This window comes from Pantoea allii, assembly GCF_046529425.1.
Classification (GTDB): domain Bacteria; phylum Pseudomonadota; class Gammaproteobacteria; order Enterobacterales; family Enterobacteriaceae; genus Pantoea; species Pantoea allii.
In genome coordinates this window covers 1,396,393-1,413,702 of sequence record NZ_CP125958.1, presented here as the reverse complement: position 1 = coordinate 1,413,702, position 17,310 = coordinate 1,396,393, and the positions used below count along the sequence as shown (strand labels likewise).

General features: G+C 55.4%; 16 protein-coding genes. 5 read left to right on the top strand and 11 right to left on the bottom strand.

Annotated elements, in window-relative coordinates; all coding sequences use genetic code 11:
- The first annotated feature begins 17 nt into the window (after positions 1-17).
- On the top strand, positions 18-518 hold the full coding sequence (gene crr, locus QNH99_RS06925; protein WP_063880468.1) for a PTS glucose transporter subunit IIA: 501 nt from the start codon (positions 18-20) through the stop codon (positions 516-518).
- 69 nt (positions 519-587) lie between these two features.
- On the opposite strand, the gene QNH99_RS06920 is transcribed toward crr, so the two are convergent.
- From QNH99_RS06920 to QNH99_RS06875, 10 genes are all read right to left on the bottom strand, one after another.
- A complete protein-coding gene (locus QNH99_RS06920; protein ID WP_109717588.1) occupies positions 588-1,940 on the bottom strand; it encodes an ATP-binding protein in 1,353 nt (450 codons plus the stop codon).
- Positions 1,937-2,617, bottom strand: a complete 681-nt coding sequence (locus QNH99_RS06915; protein WP_063880470.1) for a response regulator transcription factor — start codon at positions 2,615-2,617, stop codon at positions 1,937-1,939. Before QNH99_RS06915 ends, QNH99_RS06920 begins: the two co-directional genes overlap by 4 nt.
- Before the next feature lie 177 nt (positions 2,618-2,794).
- Positions 2,795-3,676 (bottom strand): cysteine synthase CysM, encoded by an 882-nt coding sequence (gene cysM, locus QNH99_RS06910; RefSeq protein ID WP_063880471.1) that lies wholly within the window; start codon positions 3,674-3,676, stop codon positions 2,795-2,797.
- Positions 3,677-3,793: 117 nt separating this feature from the next.
- Positions 3,794-4,882 carry a sulfate/thiosulfate ABC transporter ATP-binding protein CysA gene (cysA, locus tag QNH99_RS06905; RefSeq protein ID WP_410517477.1) on the bottom strand — a complete coding sequence of 363 codons (1,089 nt, stop codon included), beginning with the start codon at positions 4,880-4,882 and terminating at the stop codon, positions 3,794-3,796.
- A complete protein-coding gene (gene cysW / locus QNH99_RS06900) occupies positions 4,872-5,747 on the bottom strand; it encodes a sulfate/thiosulfate ABC transporter permease CysW (RefSeq protein WP_109717586.1) in 876 nt (291 codons plus the stop codon). Before cysW ends, cysA begins: the two co-directional genes overlap by 11 nt.
- Positions 5,747-6,580: a sulfate/thiosulfate ABC transporter permease CysT gene (gene cysT, locus QNH99_RS06895; RefSeq protein ID WP_063880477.1), complete on the bottom strand. Its 834-nt coding sequence runs from the start codon at positions 6,578-6,580 to the stop codon at positions 5,747-5,749. Before cysT ends, cysW begins: the two co-directional genes overlap by 1 nt.
- Positions 6,581-6,582: 2 nt before the next feature.
- Positions 6,583-7,596, bottom strand: coding sequence for a sulfate ABC transporter substrate-binding protein (locus QNH99_RS06890; RefSeq protein WP_063880478.1), 1,014 nt, complete (start codon positions 7,594-7,596; stop codon positions 6,583-6,585).
- Between the two features lie 208 nt (positions 7,597-7,804).
- Positions 7,805-8,425 carry an RpoE-regulated lipoprotein gene (locus QNH99_RS06885; protein WP_410517476.1) on the bottom strand — a complete coding sequence of 207 codons (621 nt, stop codon included), beginning with the start codon at positions 8,423-8,425 and terminating at the stop codon, positions 7,805-7,807.
- A gap of 75 nt (positions 8,426-8,500) precedes the next feature.
- Entirely contained in the window at positions 8,501-8,962 is a 462-nt protein-coding gene (locus QNH99_RS06880) for a DUF2919 domain-containing protein (protein WP_063880483.1), read from the bottom strand.
- Positions 8,952-9,377, bottom strand: coding sequence for a GNAT family acetyltransferase (locus QNH99_RS06875; protein WP_006117810.1), 426 nt, complete (start codon positions 9,375-9,377; stop codon positions 8,952-8,954). Before QNH99_RS06875 ends, QNH99_RS06880 begins: the two co-directional genes overlap by 11 nt.
- Positions 9,378-9,586: 209 nt before the next feature.
- Here QNH99_RS06875 and amiA point away from each other — a divergent pair, with 209 nt between their 5' ends.
- The gene (amiA, locus tag QNH99_RS06870) at positions 9,587-10,432 is read left to right on the top strand and encodes an N-acetylmuramoyl-L-alanine amidase AmiA (protein ID WP_241567980.1); all 846 of its coding nucleotides are present in this window, start codon (positions 9,587-9,589) and stop codon (positions 10,430-10,432) included.
- A gap of 48 nt (positions 10,433-10,480) precedes the next feature.
- Positions 10,481-11,395 (top strand): oxygen-dependent coproporphyrinogen oxidase, encoded by a 915-nt coding sequence (gene hemF, locus QNH99_RS06865; protein WP_218995395.1) that lies wholly within the window; start codon positions 10,481-10,483, stop codon positions 11,393-11,395.
- A gap of 97 nt (positions 11,396-11,492) precedes the next feature.
- Here hemF and maeB read toward each other — a convergent pair whose 3' ends face one another.
- Positions 11,493-13,772: an NADP-dependent oxaloacetate-decarboxylating malate dehydrogenase gene (gene maeB, locus QNH99_RS06860; RefSeq protein ID WP_410517475.1), complete on the bottom strand. Its 2,280-nt coding sequence runs from the start codon at positions 13,770-13,772 to the stop codon at positions 11,493-11,495.
- Between the two features lie 359 nt (positions 13,773-14,131).
- Between maeB and tal the strand changes: the two genes are divergently transcribed.
- Both tal and tkt read left to right on the top strand, forming a co-directional pair.
- Positions 14,132-15,082 (top strand): transaldolase, encoded by a 951-nt coding sequence (tal, locus tag QNH99_RS06855; RefSeq protein ID WP_063880491.1) that lies wholly within the window; start codon positions 14,132-14,134, stop codon positions 15,080-15,082.
- Between the two features lie 62 nt (positions 15,083-15,144).
- Positions 15,145-17,145, top strand: a complete 2,001-nt coding sequence (gene tkt, locus QNH99_RS06850) for a transketolase (protein ID WP_410517474.1) — start codon at positions 15,145-15,147, stop codon at positions 17,143-17,145.
- Positions 17,146-17,310: the final 165 nt, after the last annotated feature.

Genomic DNA, 17,310 nt, shown 5'->3' with positions numbered 1-17,310 from the left:
CTGCTTAGGAGAAGATCATGGGTTTGTTTTCTAAACTTTTTGGCGAAAAAACAGATAGCGCTGGGACAATTGATATCGTAGCGCCTCTGTCAGGCGAAATCGTGAACATTGAAGACGTACCAGATGTGGTGTTTGCAGAAAAAATCGTGGGTGACGGTATTGCGATCAAACCCAGCGGCAACAAAATGGTTGCACCGGTTGACGGTACTATCGGCAAGATTTTTGAAACCAATCACGCCTTTTCAATTGAATCAGATAATGGCATTGAGCTTTTCGTTCATTTCGGTATTGATACCGTTGAGCTGAAAGGTGAAGGCTTTAAACGTATCGCTGAAGAAGGTCAGAAGGTTAAAAAAGGCGACGTGGTTATCGAGTTCGATCTGGCCCTGCTGGAAGAGAAAGCAAAATCAACGTTAACACCGGTTGTCATTTCCAACATGGATGAGATCAAAGAGCTGACTAAGCTTTCTGGTCAGGTCATCGTGGGTGAAACGCCGGTGATTCGTATTAAGAAGTAATCCGCACTAAGATGTAAAAAGAAAAACGGCACCCTCAAAGGTGCCGTTTTTTTATGGCCTGTGACAACATTAATGCGGCTGCCAACGCGGTAAACGCAGGGTCAACTCAAGACCGCCTTCTGGCCGGTTAACGGCGCGGACTTCGCCATGATGCGCCAGAACCACCTTACGCACGATAGCGAGCCCCAGCCCATAACCTTTCCCCATCAGGGGTGAATTCACCCGCACAAAAGGGTCGAAAATACTGGAGAGCTTGGTTTCATCCACGCCAGGCCCCTGATCGCGCACGTGAATGGCCAGCCACTGAGATTCCACCTTCAGGCTCACCTCAATCCGCTGTCCCGGAAGCGAGAAGCGCAACGCATTGCGCAACACATTCTCAATGCCACGACGACACAGTTCAGCATTGCCGCGCACGGTATGATCGGCCTGACCGTCAACGTCAAACGTCACCTCAACACCGGGAATCTGCGCTTCATAACGCAGATCTGTCACGACCGCCTCTAACAATCCCGCCAGATCAAAATAGTGTTCACCCGGCATACTTTCATGCTCCGCACGCGCCAGGGTCAACAGCTCGCCGATCATCTTATCGAGCCGTTGTGCCTCTTCGTCAATGCGATCCAGTGAAGCATTCACGTTTTCCGGCCGTTGCCGTGCCAGGCCGGTTGCCAGTTGCAGGCGGGCAAGCGGGGAACGCAGTTCATGGGAGATATCATGAAGCAGAGCTTCACGCGCCTTCACCAGTGTATCCAGCCGCTCCACCATGGCATCAAAGGCCTGCGCCACGCTGGACAGCTCATCGTGGCGTTTACGCAACGCCGGGTAAAGCCGGACGCGCAAATCACCATTTGCCACCCGGGAAAATCCTTCACGCAGTTGTCGCATCGGCCGGGTCAGGTTCCAGGCGAGAAGCAAACTGAACAGCAGCCCCACCGAGCCAGCAAAGATAAACATCGGCTCGGGAATATTCAGGAAACTGTGCGGCCGCCCTTCCCGACTCCGTTCGCGCATGCCTCTGAGATCGTACAGGAGCTCATAATCCTTGCCATCGGCACCTTGCACCTGGCGCACCAACTGGTCGGGGAATAGTGATTTATCGGGTGTTTCGGAAACGGAGGGGATTGCGGTGGCGTCAGACTGAAGATCATCAACGGGATTGATGCTGAGAAATTGCCGTTCTTCAGGCGTCCATTCCGCTGTCATTACCGCAAGTGCGGCGGGCCCTTCACGTTCCAGCACAGATGACGCTGACGCCATTATCACGTCAGCCAGACGCTGTGTCACCAGGAGTTCAGGTGGATGGTGTCGGGTACCGGAAAGCGAAAACCCCAACCAGATAAGCTGGCTGATAATGACAAACACCAGCCAGAAGCCCAGCAGGATCTTCCAGAACATGCGTCCGCGATAGCTGTGATTCATCGAATGCGATAGCCAATGCTGCGGACGGTTTCAATCGTAATGCTCTCCGCCGTCAGCGCACTGAGTTTCTGACGGATATTGCTGATGTGCACGTCCACGCTACGATCGTAAGCCTCACGCGGTCGTCCCAGCCCTTTTTCTGACAGTTCGTCTTTGGTGACGACACGGTCGGGTGAGCGCAACAGCAAATCGAGCAGGTTAAATTCTGAGGCGGTCAGGTCAAAGGTTTTGCCACGCCATTCCGTAATGCGCCTGGCCGAATTGAGGGTTAACTCGCCCCATTGCAGTGTCTCTTTCTTGTCCTGCGGCGGCGCAAGCTCCTCAACGCGGCGCAGTACGGCGCGCAAACGCGCAACCAGCTCACGGGGATAACAGGGCTTGGGCATATAGTCATCAGCGCCCATCTCCAGCCCGATGACCCGGTCAATGTTATCGCCTTTGGCGGTCAGCATAATTACCGGTAAGCGGCTTTGCTGACGCACCTGGCGCAGCACATCGGTGCCGCTCATATCGGGCAGCATGATATCCAGGATCATGGCGCTAAACTCACCGGACAGCGCCCCCTGAACACCGGCCGTGCCGGTTAAAACCAGTTGCGTGTCAAAGCCTTCCGTAATCAGATATTGGCTTAACATGGTGCCTAACTCTACGTCGTCATCTACCAGCAAGATTTTCATTGTTATCTCTCATGTGTAACTGGCGCTATTTTGACCCGAGTCAGCGCAATGCGCAGCCGGTTTTACGCGATCCTTACAGATGCGATTAAGCATAGTGCGAACCCAGGCAAATAAAAAAGGCTTATGCACCCGGCGGATAGCACAAGCCTTTCTTAACGCGTCGATATTGACGACACGCTACTGATAGATGCCGGTAGAAAGATAGCGATCGCCACGGTCACAGACGATGGCCACCACCACGCTTCCCGGCCAGGCTTTGGCAATGCGCAACGCCCCGGCAACCGAGCCACCGGAACTGACGCCACAGAAAATGCCCTCACGACGCGCCAGCGCGCGCATGGTTTCTTCGGCTTCCTGCTGGCCCATATCAATAATCTCATCCACCAACTCAGGACGATAAATGCCCGGCATATAGGCCTGTGGCCAGCGGCGGATGCCAGGAATACTGCTGCCTTCGGTCGGCTGCAGGCCAATCACTTTGACGCCGGTATGATGATCTTTTAAAAACCGACCTACGCCGGTAATCGTGCCAGTGGTGCCCATGCTGGAAACAAAGTGGGTCATCCGCTGTTTCGACTGCTGCCACAGCTCCGGCCCGGTGGTTTGGTAGTGGCCAAGTGGATTGTCGGGATTATTAAACTGATCCAGTACGGTGCCTTCACCCCGGGCAGCCATCTCCTGGGCCCGATCGCGGGCGCCTTCCATTCCCTGTTCACGGCTGACCAGCACCAGCTCGGCACCATAGGCACGCATCGCATCCTGCCGCTCCTGGCTCATGTTATCCGGCATCAGCAGCCGTAGCTTATAACCTTTCATTGCCGCAATCATCGCCAGCGCAATACCGGTGTTGCCGCTGGTGGCTTCAATCAGCCGATCGCCTGGAGTAATGTCACCGCGCCGCTCCGCCTGATGGATCATCGACCAGGCGGCGCGATCTTTCACTGAACCGGCGGGATTATTCCCTTCCAGTTTAAGCCAGACCTCACTGCCGTTGTCAGGCGTCAGGCGTTGCAACCTGATGAGCGGCGTATTACCGATGGTGTCTTCCAGAGTGGTCACGGTGCATTTCCTGGCAAAACGCTATCCGCCATCGTTCAGGCTTCAGCCTGAGTCATTGCGGTATAACGGTCATTAAAAAGGCGGGACACTGTCCCGCCCTGCGTGAAAAAGAAAATATCAGGCGCTATGCGCAAAGGCAACCGCCCGTAACGGCGTCGCCCCCTGATACAGTCGGGCCTGCTGTAACCCGACGAACAGGCGTTCGCCACGCAGCGGTGCGGTTTGTTCGCCATCAAAGACCAGCGAGAACGGCTCGCTCTGCCATCCGCTTGGCTGCACCACCAACTGCCAGAAATGACCGCGAGGGCTCACCTCTAAGACCTGGACAGGCAATGGCGTTTCCAGGCTGCTCCTGCGTGAAACGTCGATTTCCCACGGACGCAGGAACAGATCGACCGCGCCCTGATGCGCTGAGGTATAACCTAACGGCCAGTGATGCGCGCCCACATGGAACTGAGAGCCATGAACTTCACCGTCAAAGCGGTTAACCTCACCCAGGAACTCCAGCACGAAACGCGTGGCAGGATCGCGCCAGACCTCGTCCGGCGTCCCCACCTGTTCAATGCTGCCCTGGCTCATCACCACCACGCGATCGGCCACTTCCATCGCCTCTTCCTGATCGTGGGTCACAAACACGCTGGTAAACTTCAATTCTTCATGCAGTTGGCGTAACCAGCGACGCAACTCTTTGCGCACCTGCGCATCCAGCGCGCCAAACGGCTCATCCAGCAGCAGGATTTGCGGTTCCACTGCCAGCGCCCTTGCCAACGCGACGCGCTGTTTCTGCCCGCCAGAAAGCTGGGCCGGAAAACGGTTTGCCAGATGGGACAGTTGCACCATCTCCAGCAGGCGCGTGACGCGCTGCCTGATCTCCGCACTGGACGGACGCTCACGGCGCGGCAACACCGTCAGACCAAAGGCAATGTTGTCGAATACCGTCATATGGCGGAACAGCGCATAGTGCTGGAAGACAAAGCCTACCTGACGCTCGCGCGCATGCAGACGGCTGACATCGAGGTCATGAAAACGGATCTGACCGCTGTTCTGATGCTCCAGCCCGGCGATAATACGCAGCAGCGTTGTTTTACCGGAACCGGACGGCCCCAGTAATGCCACCATCTGGCCAGAAGGAATATCCAGTGAGATATCGTTCAGCACCGCTGTGCGACCAAAGGATTTGTTGATCTGGTTAATCTCAATGCTCATGATTGTCCTCCAGTTGCAGGCGTTTATGCTGTTGCTCTAAACGCCATTGCACAATGCTTTTCAGAAACAGCGTCACGATTGCCATCACGGTCAGTAAGGCCGCAGCAGTAAAGGCGCCTACCGTATTGTAATCCTGATGCAGTAATTCAACCTGAAGCGGTAAGGTATAGGTTTCACCGCGAATAGAACCGGATACCACCGATACCGCACCGAACTCACCAATGGCGCGGGCGTTTGTCAGCACAACGCCATACAGCATGGCCCAGCGAATATTGGGCAGCGTAACGCGACGGAACATCTGCCAGCCCGAGGCACCTAACAGCACGGCGGCTTCGTCTTCATGACTGCCCTGACTCAGCATCACCGGCACCAGTTCGCGCACCACAAACGGACAGGTAACGAAGACGGTAACCAGCACCATGCCAGGCCAGGAGAACATCACCTGAATATTATGGGCATCCAGCCAGCCGCCCGCCGGGCCATTGATGCCCCAGAACAGGAGATACATCAGGCCCGCCACGACAGGCGATACGGCAAACGGAATGTCGAACAGCGTTAAAAGCAGCTGGCGACCGGGAAAGGTAAAGCGTGTCACCAGCCAGGCCAGCAGCGTGCCGAACACTAAATTCACCGGCACGGTAATCAACGCGACCAGCACCGTCAGCCATATGGCATGCAGCATATCGCTGTCGGTCAGGTTGCTAAACGTCACGCCCAGCCCTTTGTACAACGCTTCCCAGAAGATGGAGACCATCGGCACCACCAGCAGAAGCAGCGATATCAGTGCGCCAATACCAATAAGCAGCCACTTACTCCAGTTAACCGGCTGGCGATCGGCCGTGTTGAGTTGCGAAATCTCTGCCATTAGTGGCCTCCCAGACGACGACCAAATCGGCTTTGTAATGTATTAATCGCGAACAGCAACAGCAGCGATGCCGTCAGAATCACCGAGGCGATGGCGCTGGCTGCCGGGTAGTCAAATTCCTGCAGGCGGACAAAAATCATCAGCGAGGTCACTTCGGTTTTCCAGGCGATGTTGCCCGCGATAAAGATCACCGCACCAAACTCACCCAGGCTGCGGGTAAACGACAGCGCAGTGCCCGCCAGAAGGGCTGGCGCGACTTCGGGCAACACGACCCGGCGAAAGCTCTGCCAGGGCGTTGCGCCCAGTGTCTGAGCGGCTTCCTCGTATTCGGGACCTAACTCTTCCAGCACCGGCTGCACGGTTCGCACCACAAAGGGAATACTGGTAAACGCCATCGCCAGCGCGATACCGATCCAGGTATAGGAAATCTTGATATCGAAATGGGCAAACCACTGTCCGTACCAGCCGTTAACGGAAAACAGACCGGCCAGCGTCAAACCCGCCACGGCGGTGGGCAGCGCAAACGGCAAATCCATCAGCCCGTCAAGCAACGTGCGGCCAGGGAAGCGATAGCGCGTTAAAATCCATGCCATTAACATGCCGAATACGGCATTAAACAATGAGGCCACACCGGCCGACAGTAACGTCACTTTGTAGGCTGCGATCAGTTGAGGATTGGTGACAACGTCCCAGTATTGCTGCAGCGTCATCTGCGACAGCTGCATAATCAGTGCGCTGATGGGCAGCAGCAGCACCAGGCAGGTAAACAGCAGGCTGGTGCCGAGGCTCAGACCGAAACCGGGCAGAACGCGTTTTTGGCTGGCTGCAAACATGATTACCGCCCCGCCGCTAACAGTTTATCCAGCTCGCCGCCGCTGGCGAAATGGGTTTTCATTACGTTATCCCAGCCGCCAAACGCCTCTTCCACCCGAAACAGGTTGGTGGCAGGGAAGCGGGCTTTTTGCTGCGCCATTAACTGCGGATTGTTCACGCGGTAATAAAAATCCGTGATGATTTTCTGCGCCTCGGGGGAATACAGCCAGGTCAAATACGCTTTTGCCGCATCGCCCGTTTTATTCTGCGCGACATTTTTATCAACCCAGGCGACCGGAAACTCCGCCAGGATATCGGTTTTTGGCACCACGACTTCATAGTCATCTTTGCCGTATTGGTTGCGAATGTTATTCACTTCTGACTCAAAACTGATCAGCACATCTCCCAGGCCGCGTTCGGCAAAGGTGGTTGTGGCACCGCGACCACCGGTATCGAACACTTCAACATTCTTTAAAAACTTCGTCATAAACGCGCGGGTTTTGGCCTGATCGCCACCGTCAGCCTGGCTGGCAGCACCCCAGGCCGCAAGATAGGTATAGCGCCCGTTACCGGAGGTTTTGGGATTAGGAAAAATCAGCTTCACATCGTCACGGGTTAAATCGGACCAGTCGTGAATCTGCTTTGGGTTTCCCTTGCGCACCAGGAACGCCATGGTGGAATAAAAGGGTGAACTGTTATTCGGCAGACGCGTTTGCCAGTCGGCCGGAATCAGCTTGCCTTTATCGTGTAACACCTGCACATCCGTGACCTGGTTATAGGTCACGACATCGGCACGCAGACCTTGCAGGATCGCCAGCGCCTGTTTAGATGACCCGGCATGGGACATCTTAATGGTCAGCTTGTCGTCAGGATGGCTGGCATCCCATTGACTGACAAAAGGCGCATTCAGGGCGACGAATAATTCACGTGCAACATCGTAAGAGCTGTTTAGCAGCTCGGTCGCGTTTGCGGCACCGGCCAGGCTCAGCGACAGTGCGAGTCCGCTCACGATTTTTTTCATCGCTGGTAAGGTCATGGTTCACCCTGAAGAAATTTGATGCAGATCTCATCTGCCGATACAGCAGTTTATTTATAACTCAGCGTAAACCCGTAACGGTTTTATATATCGTTTGCTGATTTCAAAGTCGAAAAAGGCATAAGGCGGTGGCAGAAGATAGCGGGAAAATGGCATTGGACGCGCAGGGCTGAGGGTCTGCCCTGCGGTTTAGCGGTATGAAAAGGCCTTAGCGCTGCCAGACAATTTTGCTGAGCTTCCAGCTCTTGAGTGTGTCATCCGACGGCATCAACCCTTCTGGCCCGTGCCAGGTTCCGCTGTAGACATAGCGAAGATGCTGACTGTTGGGCGCGCGGCACTCCACGTCACGGTTGTCCAGCCCGCTCGCCAGCACACAGTTATTGAAGGCTTTGTCGAATTTGGTGCTGAACGCGTCACCGATTTTGCTGCCATCGGCGCTGGCAATGTGGCTGTCCAGCACTTCAATGCGGTCAACCTGCGACTGGCCATAAACCACCAGCATTACTTTGCCGTCATCCATGGCCTGCCAGAACGACACCACCTGACCATTATGACCGCGCATGCCCTGGCGCAGATCGTACTTGCCTTTCAGCCCCTCTTTTATGGCGGCTTCGGTCATGGCGGTGGAGCCATTAATGCCACCCACGCCCTGCTCTGTGGCTGTCAGCGAGGGCCCAAACCAGTTCCAGGGCAGCGCCGATGACCAGTGGTAGCTCAGTGGATTCCACCAGCTTACCTGCTGGCTGCTGTTAGCGTCAGTACCGGAGGAACTGGCACACCCACTGACCAGTATGGCCGCAGTCAGTAACGTGTAACGAACAGCTTTCATGAAAACTCCTGTGAATAAAAGAACAATAAAGGACAATAAGGCAGAACTGATTGGAGTCGCAAAGCGGCAAAAAGTTTATTCGGGATACTGTTGCGGTACAAAGCAGGCGCGAAGCCGGATGCTGCTGAATAACCACAGCAGCGCCAGCAGATCGAACAGCGTCAATAACAAGGGGAGCGGCGAGCTGAGAAAATCAGCCAGATACAGTTGAGCGCCTTGCCAGAGCAGGTTAATCGCCATAGCGAGCATTAAGACCTGGCGCCAGCTGCGCCACAGTCTTGGCAGACGCGAACGGTAGCCGGTCAACAGCAGGCCAAACAGCGCCGGTAAGCCCAGCGCCAGGCCTGACCAGAAGGCCTGGCGGTCAGGATAAAAGAGCGCCAGAAGATCGTTCCCCTGCTGGCGTGACGCGCCGGCCATAATCAACAGCAACCAGGTCCGTGACTGTAGCAGCAGAATCAGCCAGAAAAGAAACGGCAGGCGCAACTGGCCTTTATCATCGTACTCTTCCGGTGGCCAGACAGAATTAATATTCACGATCTTCGATTAAACGTTTGCCCAGTAACACCACATCGACCGTTTCGTAGTCGAGCTTTTCATAGAATGCGACCACCTGATCGTTCTCTTCACGCACCATCAAATGGATTTTTGGACAGCCGCGCGCGATCAGTTTTTTCTCAAGGCGGTTCATCAAGGCATTGGCAAAACCGCGCCCCTGATAATCAGGATGCACAGCAAGGTAATAGGCCGCGCCGCGATGGCCGTCGTAGCCACCCATCACCGTGCCGACGACTTCACCGCCCACTTCTGCCACCAGGAAAAGATCGGCGTCGTGATGCATTTTGCGTTCGATATCCAGCTCGGGATCGTTCCACGGCCGTAACAAATCGCAGCGTTCCCAGAGCGTGATTACTTCTTCAAAGTCTTCCTGGCGGAAGGTGCGGATTTCCATCTTCTTTACCTGCTATTCACCACAATTTGCTGATTATCACGCTTTCTTCGGCTGGCGCAACCCTCCCTACCGGGGGCAACGTTAAAAAAAAGGGATTTGGCTGTTAGTGAGCTGAAATACAAAGTAATAACCTGAAATGGTTGAAAGATCGCCGTGGCGCTAACGTTACGCTATAACACGTTGCATTATTGTTGCTTATGGACCTGCACATGCATTTGCTTAAACGTTTAATTCACCGCCGCCAGCTTCTGCTGTCAGGACTTGCACTGGCCGTGTTGTCTCCGCGCGCCGTACAGGCAAAAGAACAGCAGGCGTCTCTCTCTTCCCGTCACACCTCGCCAAAGCCGCCAGCCAGTAACGGTAAACGCATCGTCATGATCGACCCTGGCCACGGCGGGATTGATTCGGGTGCGGTGGGCGAAGAAGGCGCGGAAGAGAAGCATATTGTCTTAGAAATCGCCAACAACGTCCGCCGTGAGCTACAGTCACATCCGCGCATTGAGGTGCGCCTGACGCGCGACAGCGATCACTTTATTCCCCTTTATCAGCGCGTGGAAATTGCCCATCAGCATGGCGCGAATCTGTTTATGTCCATCCATGCCGATGGCTATACCAGCCCGGATGCCAACGGCGCCTCGGTGTTCGCCCTGTCCAACCGCGGTGCCAGCAGTAGCATGGCGCGCTATCTTTCAAACAGAGAGAACGATGCCGACAAGGTCGGTGGCGCAAAGGTGGAAGCGCAGGATCACTATCTGCAACAGATCCTGTTTGACCTGGTGCAAACGGATACCATCAAAAACAGCCTGACGCTGGGCAAACACGTGCTGGATCAGATCCGTCCGGTGCATCACCTTCACAGTCAGCACACGGAACAGGCCGCCTTTGCCGTATTAAAATCCCCGTCGATTCCCTCGGTGCTGGTGGAAACCTCGTTTATCACTAACCCGCGGGAAGAGCAGTTACTGGGCACCAGCGCATTCCGTCAAAAAATTGCATCGGCTATCGCCACCGGAATAATCAACTACTTTGATGAGTACGATCGCCGAATGTCGTAATGAATCAGCTATAATCACGTCCAATTTTTACCAAGAGAAGCCCATCACATGCCTGATATCTCCCGTGTAAAAACGTTCCTGTTGGATCTGCAGGATGAGATTTGTAGCAAGCTGACCGCCGAAGACGGCGGTGCACAGTTTATTGAAGACAGCTGGCAGCGCCCCGGCGGCGGCGGCGGACGAAGCCGCGTGCTGCGTGATGGCGCGGTCTTTGAACAGGCCGGCGTCAACTTTTCGCACGTTCATGGCGACCAGATGCCTGCGTCTGCTACCGCGCATCGCCCTGAACTGGCCGGGTGCAGTTTTGAAGCCATGGGCGTTTCACTGGTCATTCATCCTCATAATCCGTATGTGCCGACCAGTCATGCCAACGTACGTTTCTTTATTGCCGAAAAACCTGGCGCTGAACCTATTTGGTGGTTTGGCGGTGGCTTCGATATGACACCGTTTTACGGTTTCGAAGAGGATGCAGTGCACTGGCACCAGACGGCATTCGATATTTGTCAGCCCTTTGGCGAAGATGTCTATCCGCGCTTTAAAAAGTGGTGCGATGACTATTTCTATCTGAAACACCGCGACGAGCAGCGCGGCATCGGTGGGTTGTTCTTTGATGATATCCACCAGCCCGGCTTTGAAAACAGCTTTGCATTGATTCAGGCGGTGGGCCGGGGCTTCCTGGACGCTTATCAGCCAATCGTCGCGCGCCGCAAACACGTGCCTTTTGGCGAGCGGGAACGTCAGTTTCAGCTCTATCGCCGTGGTCGCTATGTGGAGTTTAATCTGGTGTGGGACCGCGGGACGCTGTTTGGTCTGCAAACCGGGGGCAGAACGGAGTCTATCCTGATGTCCCTGCCGCCGCTGGTACGCTGGGAATATAACTATCATCCAGAGCCTGACTCGCCGGAAGCGGCGCTCTACCGTGATTTTCTGCCGGTGAAGAACTGGCTTAACCTGCCGGCGTGAAGTCTGTCCGCCTGCCCCGCATGACAGGCAGGCAAACCAGCCCTCTGCGGGGCGAAGGTTAACACGGGGCCGCATCGTTGAATGCGGCCCCGTTTCATTACAGCGGCTGGGTTTGTGCTTCCACCACAGCCAGCGCCACCATATTAACGATGCGCCGCACGGAGGCGATACGGGTAAGGACGTGTACGGGCTTCGTCATTCCCATCAGCACCGGCCCCACCGTTACACCTTCAGAACTGGAGACGCGCAGCAGGTTGTAGCTGATTCGCGCTGCCTCCACATTGGGCATGATCAACAGGTTGGCACTGCCTTTTAGCGGGCTGTCGGGCATGATTTCCCGACGAATACTTTCCACCAGCGCCGCATCACCGTGCATCTCGCCGTCAATTTCCAGCTCAGGTGCCCGCTGCTGCACCAGCGCCAGTACGTCACGCATTTTACGCGCGCCGGGTGCATTTGAGGTGCCAAAGCTGGAGTGCGACAACAGCGCCACGCGCGGTTCAATCCCAAATCGCCGCACGGTCTCAGCTGCCATAAGGGTAATGTCTGCGAGCTGCTCGGGCGTGGGATCTTCATTCACATAGGTGTCAGCAATAAAGGTGTTGCCGTTTGGCAGCAGCAACGCGTTCATGGCTCCCGCGACTTTCACATCGGAACGCAGGCCCAGCACTTTTTCCACAATCTCGTAGTGCTCGTTGTAATCCCCAATGGTGCCGCAGATGAGCGCGTCCGCTTCACCGCGATAGACCATGATGGCACCAATCAGCGTCGGATTACCGATCACCGCGCGCTGCGCCTGCTCAGGCGTTACGCCGCGCCGCTTCATCATCTGGTAATACTCATTCCAGTATGCTTTGAAACGCGGATCGGATTCATTATTGACGATTTCAAAATCCTTCCCGGCTTCGATTTTCAGCCCCTGCTTCTCCAGCCGCATGGCAATCACGTTCGGGCGGCCTATCAGAATGGGTTTTGCCAGCCCCAGCGACACGAGTTCCTGCGTCGCATGCAGCACCCGCACCTCTTCCCCTTCGGCCAGCACCACGCGTTTCGGCGCTTTACGGGCCTGAGAGAAAATCGGCTTCATAAACAGATTGGTTTTATAAACAAATTCCGTGAGCTGTTCGCGGTAGGCGTCAAAGTCGCTAATCGGCCGGGTTGCCACGCCGGAATCTATCGCCGCTTTCGCCACGGCGGGAGCAATCTGCACGATTAAACGGGGATCGAAAGGTTTAGGAATCAGATAGTCCGGCCCAAAACTCAGGTCCTGATCGCTATAGGCCGATGCCACCACATCGCTCTGTTCTGCCTGCGCCAGATCGGCGATAGCGTGAACCGCGGCCAGCTTCATCGCTTCATTGATGGCGGTCGCGCCAACATCCAGCGCACCGCGGAAGATAAACGGAAAGCACAGGACGTTATTCACCTGATTAGGAAAGTCAGAACGGCCGGTACAGATAATCGCATCAGGCCGCACGGCTTTGGCTAACGGCGGCAGGATTTCTGGCTGCGGATTCGCCAGCGCCAGAATCAGGGGGTCCTTTGCCATGGTTTTCACCATCTCAGGCGTGAGCACGTCCGGGCCGGAGCAGCCAAGGAAAATGTCCGCGCCCTCAATCACCTCCGCCAGCGTGCGTTTGCCCTGATCCTCAACCGCATAGTCGGCCTTGGTCTCGGCCATATTGGGTTCGCGCCCGCGATATATCAGGCCTTTGGAATCGCACACCTGAATGTTGTGTTTCTGTAAGCCCAAGGCGACCAGCAGGTTCATACAGGCAATCGCCGATGCGCCCGCGCCGGACACCACCAGCCGCACGTCTGAGAGCGCCTTTTTGATAATGCGCAGCCCGTTTAACACCGCTGCCGTACAGATAATCGCCGTACCGTGCTGATCGTCGTGAAACACGGGGATTTTCATCCGTTGCCGCAGCTGCTGCTCAATGTAAAAACATTCCGGCGCTTTAATATCTTCAAGATTGATGCCGCCAAAGGTCGGCTCCAGCGCCGCGATAATCTCAATCAGCTTGTCCGGGTCATGCTCATCGACCTCAATATCAAAGACGTCAATGCCGGCAAACTTCTTGAATAATACACCTTTGCCTTCCATCACCGGTTTACCGGCCAGCGCCCCGATGTTCCCCAGGCCCAGCACCGCCGTGCCGTTAGAAATGACCGCCACCAGATTGCCGCGCGCGGTGTATTTATGGGCGGCCAGCGGATCGGCGGCAATTTCTAAACAGGGTGCGGCGACGCCGGGTGAGTAGGCCAGGGCCAGATCGCGCTGCGTCGTCAGCGGCTTGGTCGGCGACACCTGAATCTTGCCGGGAGTGGGATACTGGTGAAAATCAAGCGCACTTTGCTTCAGTTGGTCATCCATTTGACGTCCTTCTTCGCCAGGTGAGTGAGCGCCCAGTATAGAAAGCAGACCACCACAAAGCGGTGAGGCGCTTCAAAGAACCTCATTTCTTAGGGCACAGATTGTTACAGTCTGGCCTGCGTCATTTGTCATGGCTGCTATTCTTAATAGCCGGGCAGTCGTTATCCGCAGAAATGCTCTCTCGGGTGGTAACGCGCTACCCTCATCGCACAACATTCAGAGAAAACGCATTTTCACTGCACCCCGTCTGTTGCAATGTGGTGAGTCGGCGTTACTGCGACCCGTAATGTCTGCACGGATTAGGGCACGAGGCCAGAGGTGTTCCCTTTCGTTACAATGTATTTTCAAGGAGTGTAGAAATGAACCAGCTTGAAGCCCTTAAACAGTTCACCACCGTGGTGGCTGACAGTGGCGATATTGAATCGATTCGAAATTATCACCCACAAGATGCGACCACCAATCCCTCGCTTATTCTGAAAGCATCTGCTCTCCAGCCTTACAAACATCTGATTGATGACGCCATCGACTATGCGAAAAAACAGGGCGGCAGCAAAGAGACGCAGATCATCAATGCCAGCGACAAAGTGGCTATTAACCTCGGTATGGAAATTCTGAAAAGCATACCGGGCCGTGTTTCGACCGAAGTGGATGCGCGCCTCTCCTTCGATCGTGGCATGTGCGTCACGAAAGCTGAAAAGCTGGTTCGCATGTATGAAGAGCATGGCATTGACCGCTCACGTATTCTGATCAAACTGGCGTCAACGTGGGAAGGCATTAAGGCAGCGGAAGAACTGGAAAAAAATGGTATCCAGTGCAACCTGACGTTGCTGTTCTCGTTTGCGCAGGCGCGCGCCTGCGCCGAAGCCGGTGTTTACCTGATTTCGCCGTTTGTCGGTCGTATCTATGACTGGTACAACTCACGCAAACCGATGGACCCGTACAGCGCTGATGAAGATCCTGGCGTGAAATCCGTGCGCCGTATTTACGATTACTACAAGAAGCACCGTTATGACACCATCATCATGGGTGCCAGCTTCCGTAAAGTTGAACAGGTACTTGCGCTGGCCGGTTGTGACCGCCTGACGCTTTCACCAAATCTGCTGGAAGAGCTGCAAAACAGTGATGAGCCAATTGAACGTAAGCTGGAGCCGTCAACCGAGTGTTTCCATCAGCCGTCGCCGCTGTCTGAAGCTGAATTCCGTTGGGAGCATAATCAGGACCCCATGGCGGTAGAAAAACTGGCAGACGGTATCCGTCAGTTCGCCGTTGACCAGCAAAAACTCGAAGATGTGCTGGCGGCACGCCTCTAGTTTTCCCCTCTTTTACCGGGCGGGAGCACTCCCGCCCTGATGCTTAACAAGGGAGACCCTTTATGTCCTCACGCAGAGAGTTGGCTAATGCCATTCGCGCATTAAGTATGGATGCGGTACAAAAAGCAAAATCTGGTCACCCTGGTGCGCCAATGGGCATGGCAGATATCGCTGAAGTATTATGGCGTGATTTCCTCCAGCACAATCCCACCAATCCCGCCTGGCTGGATCGCGACCGCTTTATCCTTTCGAACGGCCACGGCTCCATGCTGCTTTACAGCCTGTTGCACCTGAGCGGTTACGATCTGCCTATCGAAGAACTGAAAAACTTCCGCCAGCTGCATTCCAAAACGCCGGGGCACCCGGAAATTGGCTACACGCCGGGCGTTGAAACCACCACCGGCCCACTGGGCCAGGGCCTGGCGAATGCCGTCGGTCTGGCGATTGCTGAACGTACGCTGGCGGCCCAGTTTAACCGTCCCAATCACGATATCGTCGACCACTTTACCTATGTGTTCATGGGCGACGGCTGCCTGATGGAAGGTATTTCCCATGAAGTCTGCTCGCTGGCCGGTACTTTAGGTCTGGGTAAACTGATTGGCTTCTACGATCACAACGGTATTTCTATCGATGGCGAAACCGAAGGCTGGTTTACTGACGATACGCACAAACGCTTCGAAGCCTATAACTGGCATGTGGTGGGTGAGATTGACGGCCATGACGCCGATGCTGTGAAAGCGGCCATCCAGGAAGCGCAGAGCGTCACCGACAAACCGTCACTGATCATCTGCCGTACGGTCATTGGCTTCGGCTCACCGAATAAAGCCGGTAAAGAAGAAGCCCACGGCGCTGCGTTAGGCGAAGAAGAAGTGGCGCTGACCCGTAAGCAACTGGGCTGGAACTACCCGGCGTTTGAGATCCCTAAAGAGATTTACCAGCAGTGGGATGCCAAACAGGCAGGCGCTGAGCGCGAAAAAGCCTGGAACAACAAACTGGCTGCCTATAAGCAGGCTTATCCAGAGCTGGCCGCAGAATACGAGCGCCGCATGAACGGTGGAATGCCGGCAAACTGGGAAGCGGAAACCGCGAAGTTTGTTGCCGAGCTGCAGGCGAATCCGCAAAAGATTGCCAGCCGTAAAGCCTCGCAGAACGCACTGGAAGCTTATGGCAAACTGCTGCCCGAGTTTCTGGGCGGTTCCGCCGACCTTGCGCCGAGTAACCTCACCATCTGGTCAGGCTCAAAATCCATTAAAGACGATCCGGCCGGGAACTATATCCATTATGGTGTCCGCGAATTCGGCATGACGGCTATCGGTAACGGGATTGCCCATCACGGCGGCTTTGTGCCCTATACCGCAACCTTCCTGATGTTCGTGGAGTACGCCCGTAACGCGGTCCGTATGGCGGCACTCATGAAGGCTCGCCAGATTATGGTGTATACCCACGATTCCATTGGCCTGGGCGAAGACGGTCCGACCCACCAGCCGGTTGAGCAAATTGCCAGCCTGCGCGTGACGCCAAATATGAGCGTATGGCGTCCCTGTGACCAGGTAGAGACAGCGGTGGCCTGGCAGGCGGCGATTGAACGTCATCACAGCCCGACTGCGCTGATCCTGTCGCGTCAGAACCTGGCACAGCCTGAGCGTACTCCAGAGCAGGTGGCTAACATCAAGCGCGGGGGTTATGTGCTGAAGGATTGCGATGGCACGCCAGACATCATCCTGATTGCCACCGGGTCCGAAATGGAAATTACCCTGGGTGCGGCAGCGAAGCTGACGACCGGCGGTCATAAGGTCCGGGTGGTTTCGCTGCCATCCACTGACCTGTTTGACGCACAGGATGCGGCTTACCGTGAGTCGGTACTGCCTTCCACCGTGAAAGCGCGCGTCGCGGTAGAAGCGGGCATTGCAGACTACTGGTATAAGTACGTCGGACTGGACGGTGCCATCGTGGGCATGACCACCTTCGGTGAGTCGGCTCCGGCGGAAAAACTCTTTGCTGAATTTGGCTTTACGGTGGAAAACATCGTCAGCCATGCTGAAGCCCTGCTGAAACCGGCGTAATCCCTGTCCGCCTGAGCGTCCTGCCGCTATCCGGCAAGGTCGCTCGTTCAGCGTACCACTGCGCGCCAGCCCTGTGCTGGCGCGCGGCTTTCTGAAATCCGCTTCCTGTCGCAGATCGCCTCACGCCTGGTCTTCGTTATCCGTCCTGAACAGGCGAGATACCGA